Origin of the sequence: Kitasatospora sp. NBC_01302 (assembly GCF_035976515.1) — a bacterium.
Taxonomy (GTDB): domain Bacteria; phylum Actinomycetota; class Actinomycetes; order Streptomycetales; family Streptomycetaceae; genus Kitasatospora.
In genome coordinates, this window is sequence record NZ_CP108404.1 from 752404 (window position 1) to 774724 (window position 22321).

The 22321-nt window shown below is 73.1% G+C and carries 22 protein-coding genes; 10 read left to right on the top strand and 12 right to left on the bottom strand.

What is annotated here, in order from left to right; translation table 11 throughout:
- Positions 1 to 70 precede the first annotated feature (70 nt).
- The gene (locus tag OG294_RS03560; protein ID WP_327071435.1) at positions 71 to 802 is read left to right on the top strand and encodes an SDR family oxidoreductase; all 732 of its coding nucleotides are present in this window, start codon (positions 71 to 73) and stop codon (positions 800 to 802) included.
- 4 nt (positions 803 to 806) lie between these two features.
- On the opposite strand, the gene OG294_RS03565 is transcribed toward OG294_RS03560, so the two are convergent.
- On the bottom strand, positions 807 to 1823 hold the full coding sequence (locus tag OG294_RS03565; protein ID WP_327064894.1) for an EamA family transporter: 1017 nt from the start codon (positions 1821 to 1823) through the stop codon (positions 807 to 809).
- A gap of 84 nt (positions 1824 to 1907) precedes the next feature.
- On the opposite strand from OG294_RS03565, the gene OG294_RS03570 reads away from it, so the two are divergent.
- Positions 1908 to 2819, top strand: coding sequence for a LysR family transcriptional regulator (locus OG294_RS03570; RefSeq protein ID WP_327064895.1), 912 nt, complete (start codon positions 1908 to 1910; stop codon positions 2817 to 2819).
- Here OG294_RS03570 and OG294_RS03575 read toward each other — a convergent pair.
- The 3 genes from OG294_RS03575 to OG294_RS03585 form a co-directional block, all read right to left on the bottom strand.
- Entirely contained in the window at positions 2806 to 3051 is a 246-nt protein-coding gene (locus tag OG294_RS03575) for a hypothetical protein (protein ID WP_327064896.1), read from the bottom strand. The genes OG294_RS03570 and OG294_RS03575 overlap by 14 nt on opposite strands.
- On the bottom strand, positions 3048 to 4202 hold the full coding sequence (locus tag OG294_RS03580; protein ID WP_327064897.1) for an inorganic phosphate transporter: 1155 nt from the start codon (positions 4200 to 4202) through the stop codon (positions 3048 to 3050). The genes OG294_RS03575 and OG294_RS03580 overlap by 4 nt, the downstream gene beginning before the upstream one ends.
- Positions 4203 to 4364: 162 nt before the next feature.
- On the bottom strand, positions 4365 to 5294 hold the full coding sequence (locus OG294_RS03585; RefSeq protein WP_327064898.1) for a DUF6891 domain-containing protein: 930 nt from the start codon (positions 5292 to 5294) through the stop codon (positions 4365 to 4367).
- A gap of 249 nt (positions 5295 to 5543) precedes the next feature.
- Between OG294_RS03585 and OG294_RS03590 the strand changes: the two genes are divergently transcribed.
- Positions 5544 to 6758, top strand: a complete 1215-nt coding sequence (locus OG294_RS03590) for a serine hydrolase domain-containing protein (protein WP_327064899.1) — start codon at positions 5544 to 5546, stop codon at positions 6756 to 6758.
- 39 nt (positions 6759 to 6797) lie between these two features.
- On the opposite strand, the gene OG294_RS03595 is transcribed toward OG294_RS03590, so the two are convergent.
- Positions 6798 to 7040, bottom strand: coding sequence for a hypothetical protein (locus tag OG294_RS03595; protein ID WP_327064900.1), 243 nt, complete (start codon positions 7038 to 7040; stop codon positions 6798 to 6800).
- 206 nt (positions 7041 to 7246) lie between these two features.
- Positions 7247 to 8431, bottom strand: coding sequence for an agmatine deiminase family protein (locus tag OG294_RS03600; RefSeq protein ID WP_327064901.1), 1185 nt, complete (start codon positions 8429 to 8431; stop codon positions 7247 to 7249).
- A 151-nt stretch (positions 8432 to 8582) separates the two neighbouring features.
- On the opposite strand from OG294_RS03600, the gene OG294_RS03605 reads away from it, so the two are divergent.
- Entirely contained in the window at positions 8583 to 9248 is a 666-nt protein-coding gene (locus OG294_RS03605; protein ID WP_327064902.1) for a TetR/AcrR family transcriptional regulator, read from the top strand.
- A 12-nt stretch (positions 9249 to 9260) separates the two neighbouring features.
- On the opposite strand, the gene OG294_RS03610 is transcribed toward OG294_RS03605, so the two are convergent.
- The 6 genes from OG294_RS03610 to OG294_RS03635 form a co-directional block, all read right to left on the bottom strand.
- Positions 9261 to 10061, bottom strand: a complete 801-nt coding sequence (locus tag OG294_RS03610; protein ID WP_327064903.1) for an ABC transporter ATP-binding protein — start codon at positions 10059 to 10061, stop codon at positions 9261 to 9263.
- Complete coding sequence (locus tag OG294_RS03615; protein ID WP_327064904.1) at positions 10054 to 10923, bottom strand: ABC transporter ATP-binding protein; 870 nt, start codon at positions 10921 to 10923, stop codon at positions 10054 to 10056. Before OG294_RS03615 ends, OG294_RS03610 begins: the two co-directional genes overlap by 8 nt.
- A gap of 142 nt (positions 10924 to 11065) precedes the next feature.
- Entirely contained in the window at positions 11066 to 11920 is an 855-nt protein-coding gene (locus tag OG294_RS03620) for an ABC transporter permease (RefSeq protein ID WP_327064905.1), read from the bottom strand.
- The gene (locus OG294_RS03625; protein WP_327064906.1) at positions 11917 to 12876 is read right to left on the bottom strand and encodes an ABC transporter permease; all 960 of its coding nucleotides are present in this window, start codon (positions 12874 to 12876) and stop codon (positions 11917 to 11919) included. Before OG294_RS03625 ends, OG294_RS03620 begins: the two co-directional genes overlap by 4 nt.
- Entirely contained in the window at positions 12873 to 14543 is a 1671-nt protein-coding gene (locus OG294_RS03630) for an ABC transporter substrate-binding protein (protein ID WP_327064907.1), read from the bottom strand. Before OG294_RS03630 ends, OG294_RS03625 begins: the two co-directional genes overlap by 4 nt.
- 121 nt (positions 14544 to 14664) lie before the next feature.
- Positions 14665 to 15675 (bottom strand): agmatine deiminase family protein, encoded by a 1011-nt coding sequence (locus OG294_RS03635; protein ID WP_327064908.1) that lies wholly within the window; start codon positions 15673 to 15675, stop codon positions 14665 to 14667.
- A 234-nt stretch (positions 15676 to 15909) separates the two neighbouring features.
- Here OG294_RS03635 and OG294_RS03640 point away from each other — a divergent pair, with 234 nt between their 5' ends.
- The 6 genes from OG294_RS03640 to OG294_RS03665 all read left to right on the top strand — a co-directional run bounded on the left by OG294_RS03640 (position 15910) and on the right by OG294_RS03665 (position 22280).
- Positions 15910 to 16482, top strand: coding sequence for a TetR/AcrR family transcriptional regulator (locus OG294_RS03640; RefSeq protein WP_327064909.1), 573 nt, complete (start codon positions 15910 to 15912; stop codon positions 16480 to 16482).
- A gap of 61 nt (positions 16483 to 16543) precedes the next feature.
- The gene (locus tag OG294_RS03645) at positions 16544 to 17122 is read left to right on the top strand and encodes a TetR/AcrR family transcriptional regulator (RefSeq protein WP_327064910.1); all 579 of its coding nucleotides are present in this window, start codon (positions 16544 to 16546) and stop codon (positions 17120 to 17122) included.
- Positions 17123 to 17409: 287 nt separating this feature from the next.
- A complete protein-coding gene (locus tag OG294_RS03650; RefSeq protein WP_327064911.1) occupies positions 17410 to 18576 on the top strand; it encodes an agmatine deiminase family protein in 1167 nt (388 codons plus the stop codon).
- 77 nt (positions 18577 to 18653) lie between these two features.
- Entirely contained in the window at positions 18654 to 19820 is a 1167-nt protein-coding gene (locus OG294_RS03655) for an agmatine deiminase family protein (RefSeq protein ID WP_327071436.1), read from the top strand.
- A 4-nt stretch (positions 19821 to 19824) separates the two neighbouring features.
- Complete coding sequence (ureA, locus tag OG294_RS03660; protein WP_327064912.1) at positions 19825 to 20574, top strand: urease subunit gamma; 750 nt, start codon at positions 19825 to 19827, stop codon at positions 20572 to 20574.
- A complete protein-coding gene (locus tag OG294_RS03665; protein WP_327064913.1) occupies positions 20571 to 22280 on the top strand; it encodes an urease subunit alpha in 1710 nt (569 codons plus the stop codon). The genes ureA and OG294_RS03665 overlap by 4 nt, the downstream gene beginning before the upstream one ends.
- The last annotated feature ends 41 nt before the right edge of the window (positions 22281 to 22321 follow it).

The window sequence follows — 22321 nt, forward strand, 5'->3', positions numbered from 1 at the left end:
GGCACGGCCTGGCCTGCCCCCACCCCCTCTGCAAAGGCTGTCGAGCATGTCCGAAGCGCGAATCGAAGGTATCGAAGGCATCGAAGGCAAGGTCGTGGCGATCACCGGCGCCAGTAGCGGCATCGGCGAGGCGACCGCACTGCTGCTGGCCGGGCGCGGCGCGAAGATCGTGCTCGGGGCGCGCCGCCCGGAGCGGCTCGAAGCCCTGGCCGCCCGCATCGAGCAGGCCGGCGGAACCGTCGCCTGGGCCCGCACGGACGTGACGCGACGCGAGGACCTCGCCGCCCTCGTCGAGCTGGCGCGCGAGCGCTACGGCAGGCTCGACGTCCTGGTCGGCAATGCCGGGGTCGGGCTGATCTCCCGCCTGGACGACCTGCGGGTCGAGGACTGGGAGGAGATGGTCGACGTCAACCTCAAGGGGGTCCTGTACGGGATCGCCGCGGCCCTGCCGGTCTTCCGCGAGCAGGGCTTCGGGCACTTCGTCAACACCGTCTCCACGGCCGGCCTGCGCGTCGTGCCGCTGCAGTCCGTGTACGCCGCCACGAAGAACGCCGTGCGCACCCTCTCCGAGGGCCTGCGCCAGGAGGCCGGCGACAGCCTGCGGGTGACGGTCGTGTCGCCCGGCGCCGTCCGGACGGACTTCGCGGAGCGGATGGACCCGGCGGTCAAGCCCGGGATCGACGAGCTGATGAAGATCGCGCTCCCGCCGGAGGCCGTGGCTCGGGCCATCGCCTTCGCCATCGAGCAGCCGGACGGGGTCGACGTCGGTGACATCGTGGTCCGCCCGACCGCCCAGGGCTGAGGCTTCACGCGCAGAGCGCGGGCTCCCGGTCCTCGGCCTCCACCGACGCCTCGCCCTCCCGCACCGGCTCCACATCCTGGCGCGGCTCAACGTCCCGCACCGGCACCACGCCCTGCACCGGCTGCGTGTCCTGCACCGGCTCCGCCTCGCGGGCGCCGGTGCGGGTCGCGCCGGCGCCCGCGATCACCACCAGGACCACGCCGACGGCCGGCGCCGCGCCGGGCACCTGACCGAGCACCAGCAGGCCCATCACCAGCGCGATCGCCGGCTCCAGGCTCATCAGGGTGCCGAAGGCGCCGGCGGAGAGGCGGCGCAGCGCGAGGAATTCGAGCGTGTAGGGCACCACGGTGCTCAGCACGGCCAGCCCCAGCATGACGAGCAGCAGCGGCCAGGTCAGCCGGCCGAACCCCGAGGGGGCGGCGACCAGCGTGGCGACCACACCGGCCACCGGCAGCGAGACCGCCAGCCCCTTGAGCCCCGTGACCTGGTCACCGACGCGCTGGGTCAGCAGGATGTAGGCACCCCAGCAGGCTGCCGCGCCGAGTGCGAAACCGAGCCCTGCCGGGTCGATCCCGCCCTGCCACGGCTCGGTCAGCAGGACGACGCCGAAGCCGGCCAGCACCGCCCAGTGCTTGCGTCCGCCGGAGCGCAGCAGGGAGACCGCGAGCGGGCCGAGGAACTCCAGCGCGCTCGCGGTGCCCAGCGGGATGCGCGCGGCGGCGAGCATGAAGAGCACCACCATGCCGGCGGTGACCAGGCCCAGCAGCACGCTCGCCAGCAGGTCCCGGCGGGCGAAGTCGCGCGGGCGCGGGCGTATCAGCAGCAGGACCAGCAGCCCGGCCCAGGCCAGTCGCAGTCCGGCCGTGCCCAGGGCGCCGAGCTGCGCGAAGAGCGGCACCGACAGGGCCAGCCCGAGCTGGACCGAGGACATCGACCCCATGGCCATCAGGGCTCCGCCCTGGGCGGTGTGCAGGCGCGGGCGGGCGGCAAGGGGACGGGCGGCGGTTTCCAGCGGGCTCATGGGCATCAGTAGATGACGTGCGTACTGTTTCCGTCCACATGCCGATCATGGACAATCCGTTCGGGAATCATGAACAATGGCCGGATGGACACACGGCGACTGCAGATCCTGGCGGAGTTGTCCCGGCTGGGCTCGATGCGCGCGGTCGCGGATGTGCTCGGCATCACCACCTCGACGGTCTCCCAGCAGGTCGCCACCCTGTCCCGGGACATGGGCACCGCGCTGATCGAGCCCGCCGGACGGCTGGTCCGCCTCACGCCGGCGGGCCGGCGGCTGGCCGAGCACGCGGTGACGATCCTCGCCGCGGTGGAGAGCGCGCACCGTGACCTCGGCCCGGGCGCCGAGCCCAACGGCACGCTGCGGGTCGCCGGCTTCGCCACCGCGATCCGCGGCTACCTGCTGCCCGTCGTGGTCGACCTCGCCGCGACCAGTCCCCAGGTCCACCTGCTGATCCGCGAACACGAACCCGCCGAGTCGCTGGAGCTGCTGGCCACCGACCAGGTGGACCTCGCGCTCACCTACGACTACAACCTCGCCCCGGCCGCCGAGGACCCCACCGTCAGCGCGACCCCGCTGTGGACCGCCCGGTGGGGGCTCGGCGTGCCGGCCGACGCCGAGCCCGGTGCAGGGAGCACGACGCTGGACGTCTTCGCCCGTTTCCGGACCCACGACTGGATCGTCAACTCCCGCAACACGGCGGACGAGAAGGTCATCCGCACGCTCGCCTCGATGGCGGGGTTCCACCCCCGGGTCACCCACCAGGCCGACAGCCTCGACCTGGTGCAGGAGATGATCGTGGCGGGCCTGGGCGTGGCGCTGCTACCGGTGGACTTCCCGACCCTGCCCGGCGTGCGGCTCGTCCCGCTGGCCGCCCCCGACGTCGAGCTGCGGGCCTACGCGGTGGCCCGGCACGGCCGCCTCGACTGGCCGCCGCTCGCCCTGGTGACCGGCCTGCTCAGCGCCGCCGCGCACCGGGCCCGCGTCAACTGTGATTGACGATCACGGAGATGCCCCAGCCGATCGCCGCGAGCACCACGGCGAAGCACAGCCCGGCCAGGGCGTAGCCCACCGGCCCGGCGGCGGACCGCCCCGCCGCCGCCCCGCCGGACGGGGCCGGCGGGCTGAGCAGGCGCAGGCCGATCGCGAACAGCGCCGGCAGTCCGGCCCCGGTGAGCAGGCCGACCACGACGATCTTCCACAGCGCGTTCAGGTTGATCCAGGAGTTCACGAGGCCGCCTCGTCGGTGGTGGGCGCCGGGACGACCGTGCCGGTCCATGCGGCGTTGACATTCTCCGGCGTGACCGCCGGGTGGCGCGAGGCCACGAAGAAGGCGATCGAGGCGAGCACCAGCACGATGAAGATCACCACGACGCCTGCGGTACCGCCGATCCCGTGCGCGGCCCAGTAGGCCACGGCACCGACCAGCGCCGCCGCCGGCAGGGTCAGCAGCCAGGCCATGACCATCCGGCGCGCGATGTGCCAGCGCACCTCCGCGCCCTTCTTGCCGACCCCGGCGCCCAGGATCGAGCCGGTCGCCACGTGGGTGGTGGAGAGCGAGTAGCCGAAGTCGGTGGAGGCGAGGATCACCGCCGCCGAGGCCGACTCGCTGGCCAGCCCCTGCGCCGGCTCGATCTCCACCAGCCCCTTGCCCAGCGCCCGGATGACCCGCCAGCCGCCGATGTACGTCCCCAGGGCGATCGCCACCGCGCAGGAGGCGATCACCCAGTCCGGCGACTTCGCACCGCTGTGCAGCGTCCCGTTGGCGATCAGCGCCAGCGTGATGATGCCCATCGTCTTCTGCGCGTCGTTGGTGCCGTGGGCCAGCGACACCATCGAGGCCGAGCCGACCTGCCCGATCCGGAAGCCGTGCGCGCGCGGACGCTCGGCCACCTGCCGGGTCAGGCGGTAGACCAGCCAGGTGCCGAGGGCGGCGATCGCGCCCGCGATGAAGGGCGACAGCGCGGCGGGCACGATCACCTTGGAGACCACGCCCTGCCACTTGACGGCCGACCCGCCCGCCGCCGCCATGGTCGCCCCGATGACGCCACCGATCAGCGCGTGCGAGGAACTGGACGGGATCCCGAGGAACCAGGTGGCCAGGTTCCACAGGATGGCGCCGGTCAGGCCCGCGAAGACCACCGTCAGCGTCACGACGTGACTGTTGACCAGGCCGCTGGCGATGGTCGCCGCCACCTCGGTCGACAGGAACGCCCCCGCCAGGTTCAGCACCGCCGAGACGGCGACCGCCACGCGCGGCGGCAGCGCGCCGGTGACGATCGAGGTCGCCATGGCGTTGCCGGTGTCATGGAATCCATTGGTGAAATCGAACCCCAGCGCGGTGAGAACCACCAGCGCCAGGACCGCATCGTTGCCGGTCACGCGGTCGAACCTAGCCTCTCGGCCCACGATGCCACCGGCCGCCGCGACCCGGCGCGCCGGACGGGCCGGGACCGCCATCCGATCGGACCACTGGCGGGCGTCGCCCGTCGGCGAGGCCTTGGAGGTGACGCCCGGCCAGGAGGCCCCAGGGCCTGTCCGGTCCTAGCCGACCAGGCGGCGGCGCCAGTCCAGCGGGGTGACGGTGATGGCACGGCCGGGGTCGCCGTCCCAGTCGGTGGGGAGGCCGGCGGCTTCGAGGGCGGCCACCACCTCCTGGCCGACGGCCGTGGTGGTCCGGGACGAGCCGTCGAAGCCGCCGTAGTGCAGCGTCAGTCCCTGGCCGGCCGCGGCGGCGTCCGTGCTCTGGGTGTGGAAGTAGACGAAGCCGCGGGCGTCGGGCTCGCTCTCGCCGCCGATCTCGGACTGGCCGCAGCTGTGGCAGCAGGTGAAGTTCTCGCGGGCGGTGATCCCGGCCTCCTCCAGGGCGTCGAACGCGCGGGTGAGCCGATCGGGGTCGGTCTCCGCCGGCCAGCCGGCCTGCTCCGCGAGGCGCTCCTGCCACATCCGCTCGACCAGCGCCTGCGCCTGCTCGGGCGACACGGGCCGGCGGTCCGCGGTGACCAGGTAGTCCTCGGCGAGCTCCGCCAGCTCCTCGCGGTCGGCGTAGCCGCCGACCAGCACCTCGCGGACGCGCTGCGCCAACTCCGCGCGCTCGTCCTCGTCGAGGTCCATCGCCTCTCCTGGTGGCAGCACCTCGCGGGCGGGACCGAGGTCCAGCGGCGACCACGCCGGACCGGTGTCCCAACCCGCCTGCTGGCGGGCCCAACCGCTGACCGCCGCGACCACGGCATCGGGGCCGTCGAGCGTCGCCTGGAGGTGCCGGTCGGCGGCGCCGTCGCGGTGCTCCAGCGTGTACGGCCCGCCGGACTCGTGCCAGACCTGGGCGAAGACGTCGGGCTGGTCCGGGTGCCGTCGCAGCACCAGGAACCGGTCACCCTCGTTGCCGATCCGCCGGACCAACCCGGCCAACTCCTCGGCGGACACCCGGACGTGCCGCTCGCCGTTCTCCGTCTCCACCACGATCTCAAGCATGCGCAGACTCTGGCACACTCCCCTGACAGCAGGCCGCCCGGCGTCCGTTGCGAACGGATGGACGGTGGGGAAAGCCCCATCCCGGGGACGGGGGCAGGCCGGGTGGGATCGTCGCTCCGCCGGCGCCAGGCTGAGAGGGTCCGATCAACCGTCAGTCCTCGGGCGGCCCCACTTGCTCTGCCTGGCGCCGCCGCCCGCTTGGGGGTCGTTGTGCAACACCGAACACTGCCCGCTCATCGCCGAATCCTCGTGCCGCTGGCCCTGGTCACCGCGCTCGCCGGTCCGCTCGCCCTCTGCACCACCGCCTCCGCGACGGCGGCCGGCCCGGCGCCGTCGTCCGCCTCCGCCGCCTGGCGGGTGCGGCTGGCCGAGCTGGTCCGCCAGGACGTGGCCGCCGGGGCTCCCGGTGTCGCCGTCCGGGTCGACGAGGGCGGCGGCCAGGTCCTCGACATCGCGCAGCAGGCACCCTGGTCACGGGCGGACCACCGGCTGGGCGCCGACGACGAGTTCAAGATGGGCTCCAACACCAAGACGATGGTCGCCACCGTCGTGCTGCAACTGGTCGCCGAGCGCCGGATCAGCCTCACGGATCCGGTCAGCAGGTGGCTGCCCGGTCTGATCCCGGACGGCGAGCAGATCACCGTGCGGATGCTGCTCGACCACACCAGCGGCCTGTTCAACTACGCCAACGACCCGGCCGTGCTGCGCAGTTTCACCGGCCAGGACACCCGCTCCTGGAGCCCCCGCCAGCTGATCGCCGCCGCGGTGCAGCACCCTGCACTGTTCGCCCCCGGCACCCGGTACTCCTACAGCAACACCAACTACGTCGCCCTCGGCCTGGTCGCCGAACAGGCCAGCGGCCAGGGCATCGCGGACCTGATCCGGCAACGCATCACCCAGCCGCTCCACCTGACGCACACCCACCTGGACACGGGAGGCGGCACCAGCACCCCGGGGTCGCCGAACCTGGCGCACGGCTACGAGCCGGACGCCGCCCACCTCGCCCCGGTCCTCCCGCCGGGCACGCCGCCCGGCTCGGCGTTCGCGGGTCCGGAGCGCCCCGACGGCTATGTGGACACCACCGCGACGGCACTCAGCACCGAGTGGGCGGCCGGCGGCATGGTCTCCACCGCCGGCGACTGGGCCCGCTTCGACCGGGCCCTGCTGAGCGGAAAGCTGCTACCGTCGGCGCAGTTGAAGGAGATGGAGACCACCGTCTCCGAAGGCCCGGACACCGCGAACCGCTACGGCCTGGGTCTTGAGCAGGTGGTCACCCCGTGCGGCACGGTCTGGGGCCACGACGGCCAGGTCCCCGGCTACTCCTCCGAGGAGTACACCGACCCCACCGGCCACCGCACCGTCTCCGTCTTCACCACCACCGTCTTCGGCATCGCCCAACCCCCGGCCGCAGCAGCCGACCACGCCGTGGTCGACGCGGCCGTCTGCGCGATGCTGCATGCCTGACAGCCGCCGCCGGGCGGTCGACGGGCACCGCGGGTCGCCTCACGCCGCGACTGCGAGTTCCTTGCGGGTCCGGTGGAGGAACTCGGCAACGCGGGGCTCGCGGCGCCAGGGGGCGAGGGCGGTGTTGAACTCGCGGACGTAGTCCAGGGCCCGGCTGGACTGGACGCGGGCGAGGATGTCGACGGCCTGGTGGCCGAGTTGGAGCCCGTGGTCGAGGTCGCGGTCCTGGAGGTGAGCGGTCCCCACGATCGCGAGGCGCATGCCGACCGAGCGGGTGAACACCCCGGGCGCCGTGGCGGCGGCACATCGCGCTCCCCCAGGTCATCGACGCCCGCGGCACCCTCGACACCGACCGCTGGCGCGCGGGCGGCTGGACCGTCCACGCCCTCGGCCGCCCCTGACCGGCGGGCGGGGAGCGTGACAGTGGAGACGTGAACCGCCGTCGCTGCGGGGCCGGGCGCGTCAGGAACCCCCGGCCCCGCACCCTCCTACACCTGCGGCTGCTGCTGGGTGACGCAGTGGATGCCGCCGCCGCCCGCGCCGATGTAGTCGATGTCGAGCTGTTCGACGGTCCGGTCCGGGAAGAGGTCGGCCAGGGTGGACCTGGCCTCGGCGTCGGCGCGGGTGTCGCCGAACTGGGCGGAGATCACGGCGCCGTTGCAGAGGTAGTAGTTGGCGTAGGAGCCGACGAAGTCGGGGTTGGTGGAGCGGATGAGGTTGTAGTTCGGGCCCTGGATCTGGCTGACCGCCATCGGGTCCCCGTCGGCGTCGGTGGCGGCGGAGAGGATCTCGTCCTGCTGGCGCTCGTCGTTGGACCAGATGTCGGTGTCGCGCGGCTGCGGGATCTGGACGGCGGCCTGGCCGGCGCCGAGGAAGCGGGAGGTGGCGTCGACGTGGTCGTCGGTGATGTCCTGGCCCTTGATGCCGGGGAACCAGATCACCGTGGAGGCGCCGTAGGCCGCGCACATGGCGGCCTCGATCTGGGTCTGTGACAGGTCGGGGTTGCGGTTGGCGTTGATGATGCTGCTGCGGGTGGCCATCAGGGTGCCGGCGGCGTCGGTCTCGATGGCACCGCCCTCGCAGACGAGCCCGGCGGCGGTGAAGGGGATGCCGAGGTAGGCGGCGATCCGCTGGGCGACCAGGGCGTCGTTCTGGTGCGGGTTCTGCTTGCCGCCCCAGCCGTTGAAGTTGAGGCCGACGGCGTCGAGTCCGCCGGCTCCGTCGGTGCGGAAGATCGGGCCGGTGTCGCGCATCCAGCAGTCGTCGACCGGGATCGAGCCGATCACCGTGACGCCCGAGCCGCACAGCGAGCGGGCCTTGGCGACGCTCGCCGAGTTGGCGACCATGATGACCGGCTCGTACCCGGCGATGGTCCGGGCGACGAGCGCGATGTTGGACTGGACGCCGCTGAGTTGGTTGCGCCAGATGCTGGTGCTGTCCGGCCAGGCCATCCAGGTCCGGGTGTGCGGCAGGCTGTCCAGCGGTACGTAGGAGCCGGTCGTGGCCGCTGCCCGGGCTGCGCCCGCCACCGCCCGGGTGCGGCGCGGGCCGGCCACCGCCCGGCCGCCGGTCGCGGCGGTGAGTGCGGCGCCGGCCGCGGTGAGGCCCGCGGCGGTCAGGAATCCGCGTCTGCCGAGCCCGGCGCGCGGCCGGGGCTCCTGGTGCTCGTTCATCTCGTCCTCCAGTCAACTGCCCGTGGATTCACCACGGTTGACCGGGAACATAAAACTGACCAAGCGCTCGGTCAAGAGTTCTCACAGCAACTCCCCGCGATGAGCGGCAACTCGCCCTGGCGTGCTGACGCGGACTCGTTAGAGTTGCCGCATGGTCGCGCGCGCGAAGGACGTCAGCCCTGCAACTCCCGGGAACGGCCCCGCCCTCCCGCCGGCGCCGCCCGGCCGGGCGCGGGCCTCGGCCAAGGGCGAGCAGACCCGGGCACGCCTGATCGCCGCCGCGCGGACCCTGCTGGCGGGCGCGGGCGGTGAGCGGTTCACGACCCGCAACGTGGCGGCGGCGTGCGGGATTTCGCACGGCATGTGCCACTACCACTTCGCGGACCGGACCGATCTGATCGTGGCGGTGGTCCAGGACATCCGGCCGGAGTGGATCGCCCCACTGGCGGCCGCCGTCGACGCCCCCGGCACGTTCGCCGAGCGCGCCGAGCGAGTGCTGGCGCTGCTCACCCAGCCCGAGGCCACCGACCTGGCCCGGCTGCACTCCGCGCTGCACTGGTTCGCCCTCCACGACGAGCGCGTGCGGGTCGCCCTGGACGCGGAGTACCGCCGCTGGCGGTCCTGCTTCGTCAGGCTCTTCGAGGTGCTGGCCCAGGAGCGCGGCGGCGGCATCGACCCGCGCCCACTGGGCGAGGCCGTCGCCGGGGCGGTCGACGGGCTGGCGGCCATCCAGTCCCTGGACCCGCGGCTGGACACCGCCCGCGTCCTGCGCGGCCTGGTCGGCGCGCTGGCCGCGAGCGGGCCGCAGAGGTCCTGAGCCCCCCTGGCCTCAGGGGAGTGCCCGCCGGGCCGCGGCGATCCGCCGGGGGTCCCAGCCCGGTCGGGGCACGGAGTCCAGCAGCAGCCGGGTGTAGGGGTGTTCCGGCGCGGCCAGCACCTGCGCGGTGGGCCCCGACTCGACGATCCTGCCGCGCCGCATGACGATCACGTCGTCGGTGACGCAGCGCACCACGCCGAGGTCGTGGGTGATGAACAGGTAGCCGATGCCGGTCTGTTCGCGGATGTCGGCGAGCAGGTTGAGCACCTGGGCCTGCACGGAGACGTCCAGCGCCGCGACGGCCTCGTCCAGGACCATGACCGCGGGTTCGAGGGCCAGCGCGCGGGCGATGGCGACGCGCTGGCGCTGGCCGCCGGAGAGCTGGCGGGGCAGCGCGCTCGCGGCGCGGGTGCCGAGGCCGACCTGGTCGAGCAGTTCGGCGATCCGGCGGCCGTGGTCGGCCCCGGGGAAGTGCAGGCGCAGGGCTTCGCGCAGCGCCGCCTCGACGCTGGTACGCGGGTCGAGGGAGAGGTAGGGGTCCTGGAAGACCATCTGGATCTGCCGGGCCCGTGCCAGGCGCCCGGCCCTGCCCCGGGCGTGCTCGGTGCGGTCGCGTCCCTGCAGCAGCACCCGCCCGGCGTCGGCCCGCTCCAGGCCGACGATAATCCGCGCGGTGGTGGTCTTGCCGGAGCCCGACTCGCCGACGATCCCGAGCGAGCCCCCCGCGGGGAGGCTGAAGGAGACGTCATCGACCGCTCGGACACCGCCGAACGACCGCTGCAGGACGGTGACTTCGAGGACGGCGTCAGGCATCGGCGGCACTCTCTGCGAGGCGGTCGCTGTGGTGGCACGCGGCCAGGTGGCCGGGTGCACCGGAGGCGGCCCGCGGCTGCGGCGCCTCGGTGGTGCACACCTCGGTCGCGAAGCGGCACCGCGGAGCGAACGGGCATCCGGTCAACTCCTGACGCAGGTCCGGCGGTTGGCCGTCGATGGCGGCGAGCCGGGTGCCGGGGGCGGTCAGCTGCGGGGTGGCGGCGAGCAGCGCGAGGGTGTAGGGGTGGCGGGGGCCGGCGAACAGGGTCTCGGCCGGACCGGTCTCCACGATCCGCCCGGCGTACATCACATAGACCCGGTCGCTGATGGCGGCGGCCAGGCCGAGGTCGTGGGTGACGAAGAGCAGCGCGGTGGCGAACCGCTCCTTCAACTCACCGATCAGCGCGATGACTTCCGCCTGGCTGGTGACGTCGAGGGCGGCGGTGGGCTCGTCGGCCAGGAGCAGCACGGGATCGCCCATCAGGGCGGCTGCGATCATGACGCGTTGCAGCATGCCGCCGGACAGCTGGCCGGGATAGCGGCGCAGCACGGAGTCGTCGAGGCCGACGGCGGCCAGGAGTTCGGCGGCCCGGCGGGCGGCGTCCTCCGCGGTCGTGGTCCCGGCCAGACGGACGCTCTCGGTGAGGAAGTCGCCGACCCGGCGCAGCGGGTTGATGGCGGCCCGCGGGTCCTGGAAGATCATCGCGACCCGGCCGGTGCGCAGCGTGCGCAACTGCCGCGCATCCAGCGCGAGGACGTTCTCGCCGCCGACCTCGACCTCGCCCTCGGCCCGGGCGCCCTTGGGCAGCAGCCGGAGCACGGTGCGCGAGGTCAGGGTCTTGCCGGAGCCGGACTCCCCCACCAGGGCGACGGTTTCACCGGCCGCGACGTGCAGGTCGACGCCGTCGAGGACGGGCCGGCGGTGCCGGGCACGTGCAGCCGCAGGTCCCTGATGGCGAGGGTGTCGGGCGCGTCGGGGGCGTCCCGGGTGTCGAGAGTGCGGGTCATCGGTCCCTCCTGGCGACCTGGTCGGCCCAGCGTTCGCCGACGACGTTGAAGGCGACGACGGTCAGCACGATCGCCAGGCAGGGCAGGATCGCGGAGAGCGGGTAGCCGCGTTGGACGGCGGTCTGCCCGTCGAAGACCATCCGGCCCCAGTCGGGGGTCAGCGCGGGCACGCCGAGTCCGAGGTAGGACAGGCCCGCGAGGTCGATCAGGGCGTAGCCGAAGTTGATGGTGGACTGGGCCAGCACCACGGGCGCGATGTTGGGGATCACGTGCCGCAGGCAGATCTGCACGGCGGAGTGGCCCTGGACCTGGTAGGCCGCGACGTAGGGGCGTTCCCGCTCGGCGAGGACGAGGGAGCGGGTCAGCCGGGAGACGTAGGGCAGGTAGGCGATCGCCAGGGCGAGGACGGGGGCGAGCAGGCCCTCGCCGTAGACCGTGACGATGAGGATCGCGAGCAGCATCCCGGGGAAGGCGAAGACGAGTTCGGTGGCGCGCGAGAGCAGCGAGTCCAGCCAGCCGCCGCGCCAGCCCGCCGTGACGCCGACCGCGACGCCGGCGAGGGTGGAGAAGACGACCACGCCGAGCGGGCCGATCAACGAGGTGCGGGCGCCGAGCAGCAGCCGGGAGAGGGTGTCGCGCCCGGCGGCGTCGACGCCGAGCAGGTGGTCGGCGGACGGCCCGGCGAGCACGTTGCCGAGGTCGACCGTGTTCGGGTCGCCGGGGGCGATCCAGGGTGCGAGCACCGCCGCGAGGACGACCAGCAGGACGAAGCCGGCGCAGGCCAGGTAGAGCGGTTGCCGGGCGGCCCGCAGGCGGGCGAGGCCGGGGCGGCGGGTGAGGGCGGTGGTCATGCGGTGGACCTCCGGGCGCCGAGGGCGACCGTGGGGTCGACCAGCGGGAAGACGAGGTCGACGAGGAGGTTCACGGTCATGAACAGCCCGACGATGAGCAGCGAGATGGCCTGGACGGTGGGGAAGTCCTTGGTGGTGGTGGCCAGTTCGAGCAGCTGGCCGATGCCGCCGATGCTGAACGCGGACTCCACCAGGACGGTGCAGATGATCAGGGTCGAGACGATCAGGCCGCCGGTGGTGAGCACGGTGCCGAGCGCGTTGCGGAACACGTGACGCCAGATCACCTGCCGCTCGGGCACACCGCGGCTGCGGGCCACGGCCACGTGCTCGCTGCCCAGTTGCTCGAGCATGGCCGCGCGGGTGACCCGGGCGAGCATCCCGATCAGGTAGAGGGCCAGGGCGATGGCCGGCAGCGTGAGGTGCCGGACCATGTCCCCGAAGCCGTGGCCGGTTGCGCCGGTGGGGAACCAGCCGAGCCGGACGGAGAAGAGCCCCTGGAGCAGGATGGCGGCCACGAAGGACGGCGTGCCGACCGCGATGGTGGTGCTGACCAGGATCGTCGAGTCGGTGGCCCCGCCGCGCACGGCGCCGATCCAGCCGAGCGCCAGGCCGGCCACCACCACCAGGACCAGCGCCATCGCGACCAGCAGCAGGGTGCTGGGCAGCCGGTCGGCCAGCAGCTTGGAGACGTCGGTGCGGTACTCGATCGAGCGCCCGAAGTCGCCCTGCAGCACCTGGCCGAGCCAGCGCAGGTAGCGCACGACGAACGGGTCGTCCAGGTGGTACTGGTGGTTGATCGCCGCCAGTGCGGCCGGCGAGGCCGAGCGCCCGGAGAGCAGGAAACTCGCCGGATCGCCGGGCGCCAGGTACATCGCACCGAAGATCACGAAGGAGGCGCCGAGCAGGGTGGCGGCCATCTCCAGCAGCCGCCGCAGGGCGAATCGTGCGAAGCTCACCGGGCCGCCCCCACGTCGGCGGCCCACGGGTAGTACATGTAGGAGATCGTGGTCGGGGCGCCGGTGATCCGCTTGTTCATGAAGAGCGAGGTCGGCCACTCGGCGACCGGGATCCACAGGTCCTGGTCGGAGGCCTGCTTGTTGAGCTGGGCCTCGATGGCCAGGCGCTGGGCCGGGTCGTAGCTGCCGACGGCCTTCTCGACCAGGTCGTCGTAGCCCTTGTCGCTGTAACCGGCGTAGTTCTGGTAGGAGCCGGTCTGGAAGTTGGTGAGCAGGTCCATCGGGTCGGTGATGGACAGGTAGTACGTCTCGGGGAACATGTCGATGCCCTGGCGCGCCTTGGGGTCGGTGAACAGCGCGGTGAAGGCGTCCGGGGCGATCGTCTTCAGCTGGATGTTCAGCCCGATCCTGGTGGCCGCCGACTGCACGGCCGCGGCCAGCAGGGAGACGTCCTGGCCGATCGAGCTGGTGGCCATGGTGAGGGTCTTGCCGCTCGCGCCGGCCTCCTTGACCAGCTGGGTGGCCTGCGCGATGTCCGGCGCGGTCGGCTGCAGGCCGTCGAGCGCCGTCTGCCGGGTCGCCCGGTCCGCGGTGGACCAGACCGCCTTGGCGGTCAGCGAGGTGGTCGGGGTGCCGTTGCCGCCCAGGCCGGTGCTGACGAATCCGGTGCGGTCGATCGCCAGCGAGAGCGCCTTGCGGACCCGGGCGTCGCCGAGTGGTCCCTGCATGTTGGTGATGTTGACGTTGACGGTGCTCAGGCCCTCGCCGAAGTAGAGGGTGCCGGCGCTGCTGGTCTTCAGGCGGGCGTAGCTCTCGGTGGGGATGAGGTAGCCGCCGTCGGCCTCGCCGGTGAGCAGCGCGTTGGTGCGGGCGGAGGGGTCGGTGAGGAACTCGAAGACGACCTTCTTCGACTTGGCCTTCGTGCCCCAGTAGTCGTCGAAGCGGTCCAGCTCGACCGACTGGCCCTTGGTCCAGCTGCCGAGCCGGTAGGGGCCGGTGCAGTCGAGGCTGCCGCTGGTGCCGTAGTCCTTGCCGGCCGCCTGCACGCCCTGGGCACTGGCGACCACGCCGGCGGCGGTGGCCATGTACTGCGGGAACTGCGAGTCGGGGGTCTTGAGCTTGACGGTGACCTGCAGCGGTCCCGTTCTGGTGATGCCGTCGACGTTCTGGAAGACGTTCGCCCACGCGCCGCCGTTGTCCGGGTTCATCTGCCGGCTGAGGCTGAAGACCACGTCGTCGGCGGTCATCACGCCGCCGTCCTGGAACTTCACGCCGGAGCGCAGGTCGAAGACCCAGGTGGTGGGGTCGGGGTTGGTGGCGCTCGAAGCGAGGCCGGGTTCCTCCTTGAGCTGGGGCGTCCAGCGCATCAGGCTCTCGCACACGTTGGAGAGGATGGTGTTCTGCGGGTAGTCGAAGGCCTGGAGGTAGTCCAGCGTCGGCGGCTCGGCGTACAGGGCCCAGCTGAAGGAGTCGATCTCGCCCTTGGCGGCCGGGGTGCCGGCCGAGAGCGCGTAGGCGCCCTGGCCGGCGGTGCCGCCCGCCCGTGGCGGACCGGCGCAGGCGGCGACCAGGACGAAGGCGCTCAGGGCCGAGGCTGCCAGGGTGATCGCGCTGATCGCGCTGGCGTGCCTCCCGCGTCTGGCCGGGCGCGGTGGGGTGGGGGGCATCGGCGCTTCCTCTTTCCGTGTCCGATGGAGGGTGTCCGCGAGCGAGGGTGTCCGCGAGGGAAGGTGTCCGCGAGGGAAGGTGTCCGGCGGGTGCGGCCGGTGGGGGTGTCCGGCGGGCGGGTCAGGCCGTCGCGTCGGCGGCCGGGACCTGCTGGGTGATGCAGTGGATGCCGCCGCCGCCGTACGCGATGACCCGGGCACGCACCCCGACGACCTTGCGCCCCGGGTAGGCGCGGGCCAGCGCGGCCAGCGCGCCCTCGTCCTCGGGGTGGTCCGCGACGGGCACCACGACACCGCCGTTGGCGAGGTAGTAGTTGAGGTAGCCGACCTCGGTCCGCTTGCCGTCGACCTCGACCCAGGCGCTCTGCGGGAGGTCGACGATCTCGAACGGACGGCCCTGGGCGTCGGTCGAGTGCTCCAGGACGGCGCGGTTGGCGCGCATCCGCGCGTAGTCGGGGTGCTCGGGGTCGGCGGGCAGCTGGACGACGACCCGGCCGGGGGCGGCGAAGGCGCAGACGCCGTCCACGTGCCCGTCCGTCTCGGTGTCCAGCAGTCCGCCGTACGGCAGCCAGACGACCTTGCTGACGCCGAGCCGGGCCTTGAGCTCGGCCTCGATCTCCTCGCGGCCCATCCCCGGGTTGCGGTTGGGGTGCAGCAGGCACTGTTCGGTGGTGATCAGCGTGCCCTCGCCGTCGACGGTGATCGCACCGCCCTCCAGGATCATCTCGGAGCGGATCGCCGGCACCCCGAGGTGCGCCAGGAGCAGTGCGCTCACCCGGTCGTCGGCGTCCCACGGGTGGTGCTTGCGGCCCCAGGCGTTGAACCGGAAGTCCACACCGGCGCGGTGGCCCTGCTCGTCGAGGACGAAGATCGGCGCGGAGTCGCGGAACCAGGAGTCGTCCATCGCCAGCTCCACGACGGTGACGCCCTCGCCGCACCGCTCGCGGGCCTCCGCGCCGTACCCGGGCGGCGCCGCCATGGTGACCGGTTCGAACTGCGCGATGGCGCGGGCCACCGCCGCGTACTCGTGCTTGACCTCCTCCAGGGTGGCGCCCCACAGGTCGGGGCGGACCGGCCAGGCCATCAGGCAGCGCTCGTGCTCGGTCCACTCGGCGGGCATACGGAAAGTCACGGCAACCTCTTCCTGGACGGGTCTGGTACGGGCCTGCGGCGCTCGGCCGGGTGGAGCCGACCGGTGGCGACCCGACGGCGGCCCGGGGCCGGCGGAGGGTGGGGCCGGAGCCGGGGCTGGGAGGCTCACCGGCCGGGCCGTCGGAACTCCCGGATGGGGAACGGGGGCTGGGGTGTGCCCCGCATCCTTCATTGAACTGAAAATTCAGTCAAGCCTTTCGGCTAGAGTAAGCCCATGTCGGACCGCCGGACAGAGATACTCAAGGCAGCCACCCGCGTGATCGCGCGGCGCGGCGTGCGCGGACTTCGCGTGGGCGAACTGGCGCAGGAGGCGGGGGTCTCGACCTCGCTGATCTACTACCACTTCACCGACCGCGCCGGGATGCTGCGCCAGACGCTCGAATTCATCACCGACCGCGCCGACCGGTACACGGCACAGCCGATCCCCGGCGCGGACCCCGACGACCCGCGGGCCGACCTGGCGCAGGTCCTCCTCCTGGAGCTGCAGGACGCCCCCGAGGTGCGGGAGAACAGCACCGCCTGGGGCGAACTGCGCGCCAGCGCCGTCTTCGAACCGGACCTGCGCGAGGACCTGGCGCGGTCCACCCACACCTGGGTCCACGAGATCGCCGACCTGCTCGCCCGCGCCGACCCGCTGGGCACCGCCCCGGCGCACGCGGCCGCCGCCGAGCGCCTGACGGCCCTCACCGAGGGGCTCAGCGTGCGCTGGCTCAGCGGCTCCCTGTCGCTGGACCACGCCCGGCAGCTGCTCGAAGGCGCCATCGACACCGAGCTGGGCGCCTGCTGACCTCGTGCCGCCTGGCATTCCGGTCAGGAGGAGGCCCGCAGGTCGCGTAGGGTATCGAGCCATGGCAGGTCGTCGAACAGTCATCATGGAGGCCGCCGCGCGGGTGATCGCGCGGCGGGGGGTCCGCGGTCTTCGCGTGGAGGAGCTCGCGGCGGAGGCCGGCGTGTCCACCGCGCTGATCTACTACCACTTCAAGGACCGCACGGGGATCCTGCGCCAGACGCTGGAGTTCATCAGCGACCGCGCCGAGCGCTACACCAGGCAGCAGCTGGAGGGCGGCCAACCGCTCAGCGCCCGTGAGGAGTTGGAGCAGGCCCTGCTGCTGGAGCTGCAGGACACCCCCGAGGTGCGGGAGAACAGCACCGCCTGGGGCGAACTGCGCGCCAGCGCCGTCTTCGAGCCGGAGCTGCGCGAGGACCTGGCCAGGGCCACCCTCGTCTGGGTCCAGGAGATCGCCGCGATCCTCGGGCGCGTCCAGCCCCTGGGGTCGGCGGTGGCGCTGGCCGGCGCGGCCGAGCGGCTGACCGCCCTGCTGGAGGGGCTCAGCGTGCGCTGGCTCAGCGGCGGGCTGCCGCTGGAGCACGCGCGCAGCCTGATGTCCGCCGCCGTCGACGCCGAGGTGGCGCGCCTGCGCCCGTAGGCCGTCCCGGCCCCCTCCTGGCATCCCCCCGGCCCCGGGCATCCGCCCGGGGCCTCGGCATGCGCCCGGCCGGTACCGCCCGCCGGCATCCTCGCAGCTCAGAACTTGACTGACTTTTCAGTCAGTGCGACAGTGGGCCCATCGCCAGACCCGGGCAGGTTCGAGTGCACCTCCCGGCCCGCCAGCTAGGCGTAGCCGCTTCAAGCGCATACCGCCGACCGCTCCCCCGCCGATCCGGGCGGTCGTCGGTGCCCCTGGCCCGAGCCACACTTGACCTGGAGACCCCCATGACCGACCCGTACTCGCGCCCCTCGCTCGGTGAGCGCCTCTTCGGCGCCGCCCCGTCCCGCCGCACCCTGCTCGGCACCGCCGGCCTGGGCGCCGCCGGGCTCGCCCTGGGCTCGCAGGTCCTCGGCGCCTCCCCAGCGTTCGCCGACGGCGGCGGCGCCCCGCGCCCCCGGGTGCCGATGGACGACGTCCCGCACGCCCGGACCTGGATGTCCTGGCCGTCCCGCACGTCGGTCTGGGGCCGCCGGCTGCGCGGCGTGCAGGAGGACATCGCGCTGATCGCCCGCACGATCGCGCGCTACGAGCCCGTGGTCATGTGCGCGCCGGACGACTACTCGGTCGAGGAGGCCCAGCACGCCTGCGGCCCCGGCGTCCACGTGATCGACTCGATCCCGACGGACGACCTGTGGATGCGCGACATCGCCCCGGTGTTCCGGCGGGACGGCTACGGCGGGCTGCAGGCCGTCGGGCTGAACTTCAACGGCTGGGGCAGGAAGCAGGTCCACACCGACGACGCCCACGTCGCCGAGAACCTCGCCCGCCTGAGCCGCCTGCCCTTCGTCCGCGCCGAGTTCGTCGGTGAGGGCGGCGGGATCGAGACCGACGGCGACGGCACGGTGTTGGCGACCGAGAGCAGCCTGGTCAACAAGAACCGCAACCGCGGCTGGAGCCGCGACGACGTCGAGGCGGCCGTGCTCGACGCCTACGGCGCGGAGAAGATGATCTGGGTGCCCGGCATCAAGGGCCAGGACATCACCGACGACCACATCGACGTCACCTCCCGCTTCGTGCGCCCGGGCCTGGTGCTGGTCCAACTGCCGCCGGAGGGGCGCAAGGACGTCTGGGCGCGGGACGCGCGCGAGCAGTTCGCCATCCTGAACACCGCGACCGACGCGCGCGGGCGCCGCCTGCAGGTCATCGTCGTCGAGGGACCGGACACCGTGCGCTCCAAGCGCGCCGACTTCGTCGACTCCTACCTCAACTTCCACCTCGTCAACGGCGCTGTCATCGCGGCCCAGTTCGGCGACGGCTACAAGGACGCGGCAGCCAAGCGGACCCTGGAGGCGGCCTTCCCCGGCCGCGAGGTCGTCCAGCTCGACGTCGACCGCCTGATGGCGGGCGGTGGCGGCATCCACTGCTCGACGATGCAGGAACCGCTCCCGTAGGGCCTGTCCGACGACTCCGCGCTCCGGCGCGCCTCCCCCGTACCAGCTCCACCGCACCCCCGGAGAACCACGTGGCCCTGTCCGCCCTTTCCCGCCGCACGATGCTGCGGTCCCTCGCCGGAGCCGGCGTCGTCGCGCTCGGCGCGGCTGCCTGCACCGGACCCGACGACCTGGACGACACCGCCGATGCCGGGCGGCCCTCCGGCTCACCCCAGCCGGGCGGGGCGAGCGGCGCGGCACCCGGTCGCCGGCTCGGGGCCGAGTGGGAGAAGCACGCGCGCACGTTCATGGCCTGGCCCGCCTCGCAGGACGTCTGGGGCGAGCAGCTCGACGCCGTCCGCAAGGACATCGCGGGCGTGGCGCGGGCGATCGGCAGCCGCGAGCCGGTGGTCCTGCTGGTGCGGCCCGGCCAGGAGAGCGGGGCGAAGAACGCCTGCGGCTCGAACGTCGAGGTCTTCTCGACCCCGGTCGACGACCTGTGGGCGCGCGACACCGTGCCGGTCTTCGTCGAGGAGGGCGGCAAGGTCAAGGGCGTCGACTTCAACTTCAGCGGCTGGGGCGGCAAGCAGCAGCACGCGAACGATGCCGGCATCGCCCGCGCGGTGCTGGCCAAGTACGGCATCGAGCGGATGCAGACCCCGATCGTCGCCGAGGGCGGCTCCTTCGAGACCGACGGCCAGGGCACCCTGCTGATCACCGAGAGCTCGGTCGTCAACAACAACCGCAACCCCGGCAGGAGCCGCGACCAGGTCGAGGCCGAGCTCAAGAAGGCGCTCGGGGTCACCAAGGTGATCTGGCTGGCCGGCGTGCGGGGCAAGGACATCACCGACGCGCACGTGGACTGCCTGGCCCGGTTCGCCGCCCCCGGCGTGGTCTTCCTGGACCAGGCCTTCCCCGGCATGCCGGCGGACGTCTGGTCGCGCTCGGCCGACCAGGCCCGCGCCGTCCTGGCGGACGCCACCGACGCGACCGGCAAGAAGCTCAAGGTCATCGAGATCCCACAGCCGGACCCCGACCGGATCACCGGCCGCGGCGACGCCTTCGTCTCCTCGTACATGAACTTCTACGTCGGCAACAAGGGCGTCTACCTGCCGCTCTTCGGCGACCAGCAGGCCGACGACCAGGCGCAGCAGATCATGAAGGACCACGTCCCGAACCGCGAGATCGTCCCGGTCCGGATCGACACCATCGCCTCCGGTGGCGGCGGCATCCACTGCTCCACCCACGACCAGCCGGCCGGGTGACGCCGTGCAGCTGACTCCGACCGAGCGCGACCGGCTGCTGATCTTCACCGCCGCCGAACTCGCCCGCGCCCGCCGCGCCCGCGGCGTGCGGCTCAACGTGCCCGAGGCCACCGCGCTGATCGCGGACACCGTCTGCGAGGCGGCCCGCGACGGCCTGCGACTGGCCGAGGCGATCGAGCGCGGGCGCCAGGTCCTCGGCCCGCAGGACGTCCTGCCGGGCGTGCCGGACCTGGTCACCGAGGTCAACGTCGAGGCGGTGTTCGCCGACGGCACCCGGCTGGCGGTGGTCGCCGACCCGTTCGGCGGCGGCAGCCTGGGCGAGGCGGCGCCCGGGGCCGTCACCTCCGGCACCTTCGACGCTTCCGGCACCTCCGGCCCCGACACCGCGTACGTGCCGCAGCCGGTCCGCGGCCTGACGGTCCGCAACACGGCCGACGTGCCGGTCAGCGTGACCTCGCACTTCCACTTCTTCGAGGCCAACCCCCGCCTCGACTTCGACCGCGCCGCCGCCTACGGCATGCGGCTGGCCACCCCCGCTGGGGCCTCCACCCGCTTCGACCCGGGCGCCACGGTCGAGGTGGCGCTGGTGCCGATCGGCGGCGCCCGCGTCGCGATCGGCTTCGCCGGGCTGGTCGACGGCCCGCTCGACGCCCCGGGCGCCAAGCAGCAGGCGCTGTGCCGGGCCGCCGCGTGCGGCTATCTCGGGGCCCTGGCCGAGGCCCCTCTTGGCGACGAGCTGGAGGACCAACGGTGAGCTCCACGATCGAACCGCACGAGTACGCGGCCGTGCACGGCCCGCGCGCCGGGGACCGGGTGCGCCTGGGCGACTCCGGCCTGGTGGTGCGGGTCGAGTCCGACTCGCAGCTGCCGGGCGAGGAGTTCCTGGTCGGCTTCGGCAAGACCGCCCGCGACGGCCTGCACCTGAAGGCCGCCACCGTCCGCGAGACCTGCGACGTGGTGATCAGCAACGTGCTGGTGATCGACGCGGTCCAGGGCATCCGCAAGACCTCGATCGGCATCCGCGAGGGCCGGATCGCCGCGATCGGCCGGGCCGGCAACCCGGACACCCTGGACGGGGTCGAGGTGGTGGTCGGCACCGGCACCACGATCGTCTCCGGCGAGGGCCTGATCGCCACCGCCGGCGCCATCGACACCCATGTGCACCTGATGTCGCCGCGCATCATGGAGGCCTCGCTCGCCTCCGGCGTCACGACGATCATCGGCCAGGAGATCGGCCCCGCCTGGGGCGTGGGCGTCAACTCCCCCTGGGCACTGCGGCACGCCTTCAACGCCTTCGATGCCTGGCCGGTCAACATCGGCTTCCTGGGGCGCGGTTCGTCCTCGGAGCAGGGCCCGCTGGTGGAGGCGCTGGCCGAGGGCGGCGCCTGCGGCTTCAAGGTGCACGAGGACATGGGCGCGCACACCCGCGCACTGGACACCGCACTGCGGGTGGCCGAGCAGCACGACGTCCAAGTGGCTTTGCACACCGACGGGTTGAACGAGTGCCTCTCGGTCGAGGACACCGTCGCCGTGCTGGAGGGCCGCACCATCCACGCCTTCCACATCGAGGGCTGCGGCGGCGGACACGTGCCCAACGTGCTGAAGATGGCCGGGGTTTCGAACATCATCGGCTCCTCCACCAACCCCACCCTGCCGTTCGGCCGGGACGCGGTGGCGGAGCACTACGGCATGATCGTCTCCGTGCACGCCCTGAAGACCGATCTGCCGGGCGACGCGGCGATGGCCCGCGACCGCATCCGTGCCGGGACCATGGGCGCCGAGGACGTGCTGCACGACCTCGGGGTCATCGGCATCACCTCCTCCGATGCCCAGGGCATGGGCCGGGCCGGCGAGACCGTCCGGCGCACCTTCGCCGTGGCGGCCAAGATGAAGGCCGACCTCGGGCCGATGGAGGGCGACGGGCCCGCGGACGACAACGCCCGGGTGCTGCGCTACATCGCCAAGCTCACCATCAACCCGGCCATCGCGCACGGCCTTTCGCACGAGGTCGGCTCGATCGAGGTCGGCAAGCTCGCCGACGTGGTGCTCTGGCGGCCCGCGTTCTTCGGCGCGAAGCCGCAGATGGTCCTCAAGGCCGGGTTCCCCGCCTACGGCGTGACGGGCGACCCGAACGCGGCCACCGAGGCCTGCGAACCGCTCGTCCTCGGACCGCTGTTCGGCGCGCACGGCGCGACGGCCGCCGACCTGTCGGTCGCCTTCGTCAGCCGCGCCGCGGCCGAGTCCGGCTCCTTCGGGCGACCGTACGACGCGATGGCCACCCGGCGCCGCCGGGTCGCGGTCCGGGGCTGCCGGGGCATCGGCCCGGCCGACATGGTCCGCAACGGCCGCCTGGGCGAGGTCCTGGTCGACCCCCGCGACGGCCTGGTGACGCTCGACGGCGCACCGGTGCGCTCCGAGCCCGCGCAGGAGGTGCCGCTCAGCCGCCTGTACTTCCTCTGACACCCGCCGCGTGTCGACGGACCTCGCTCCGCCGCCCGGCG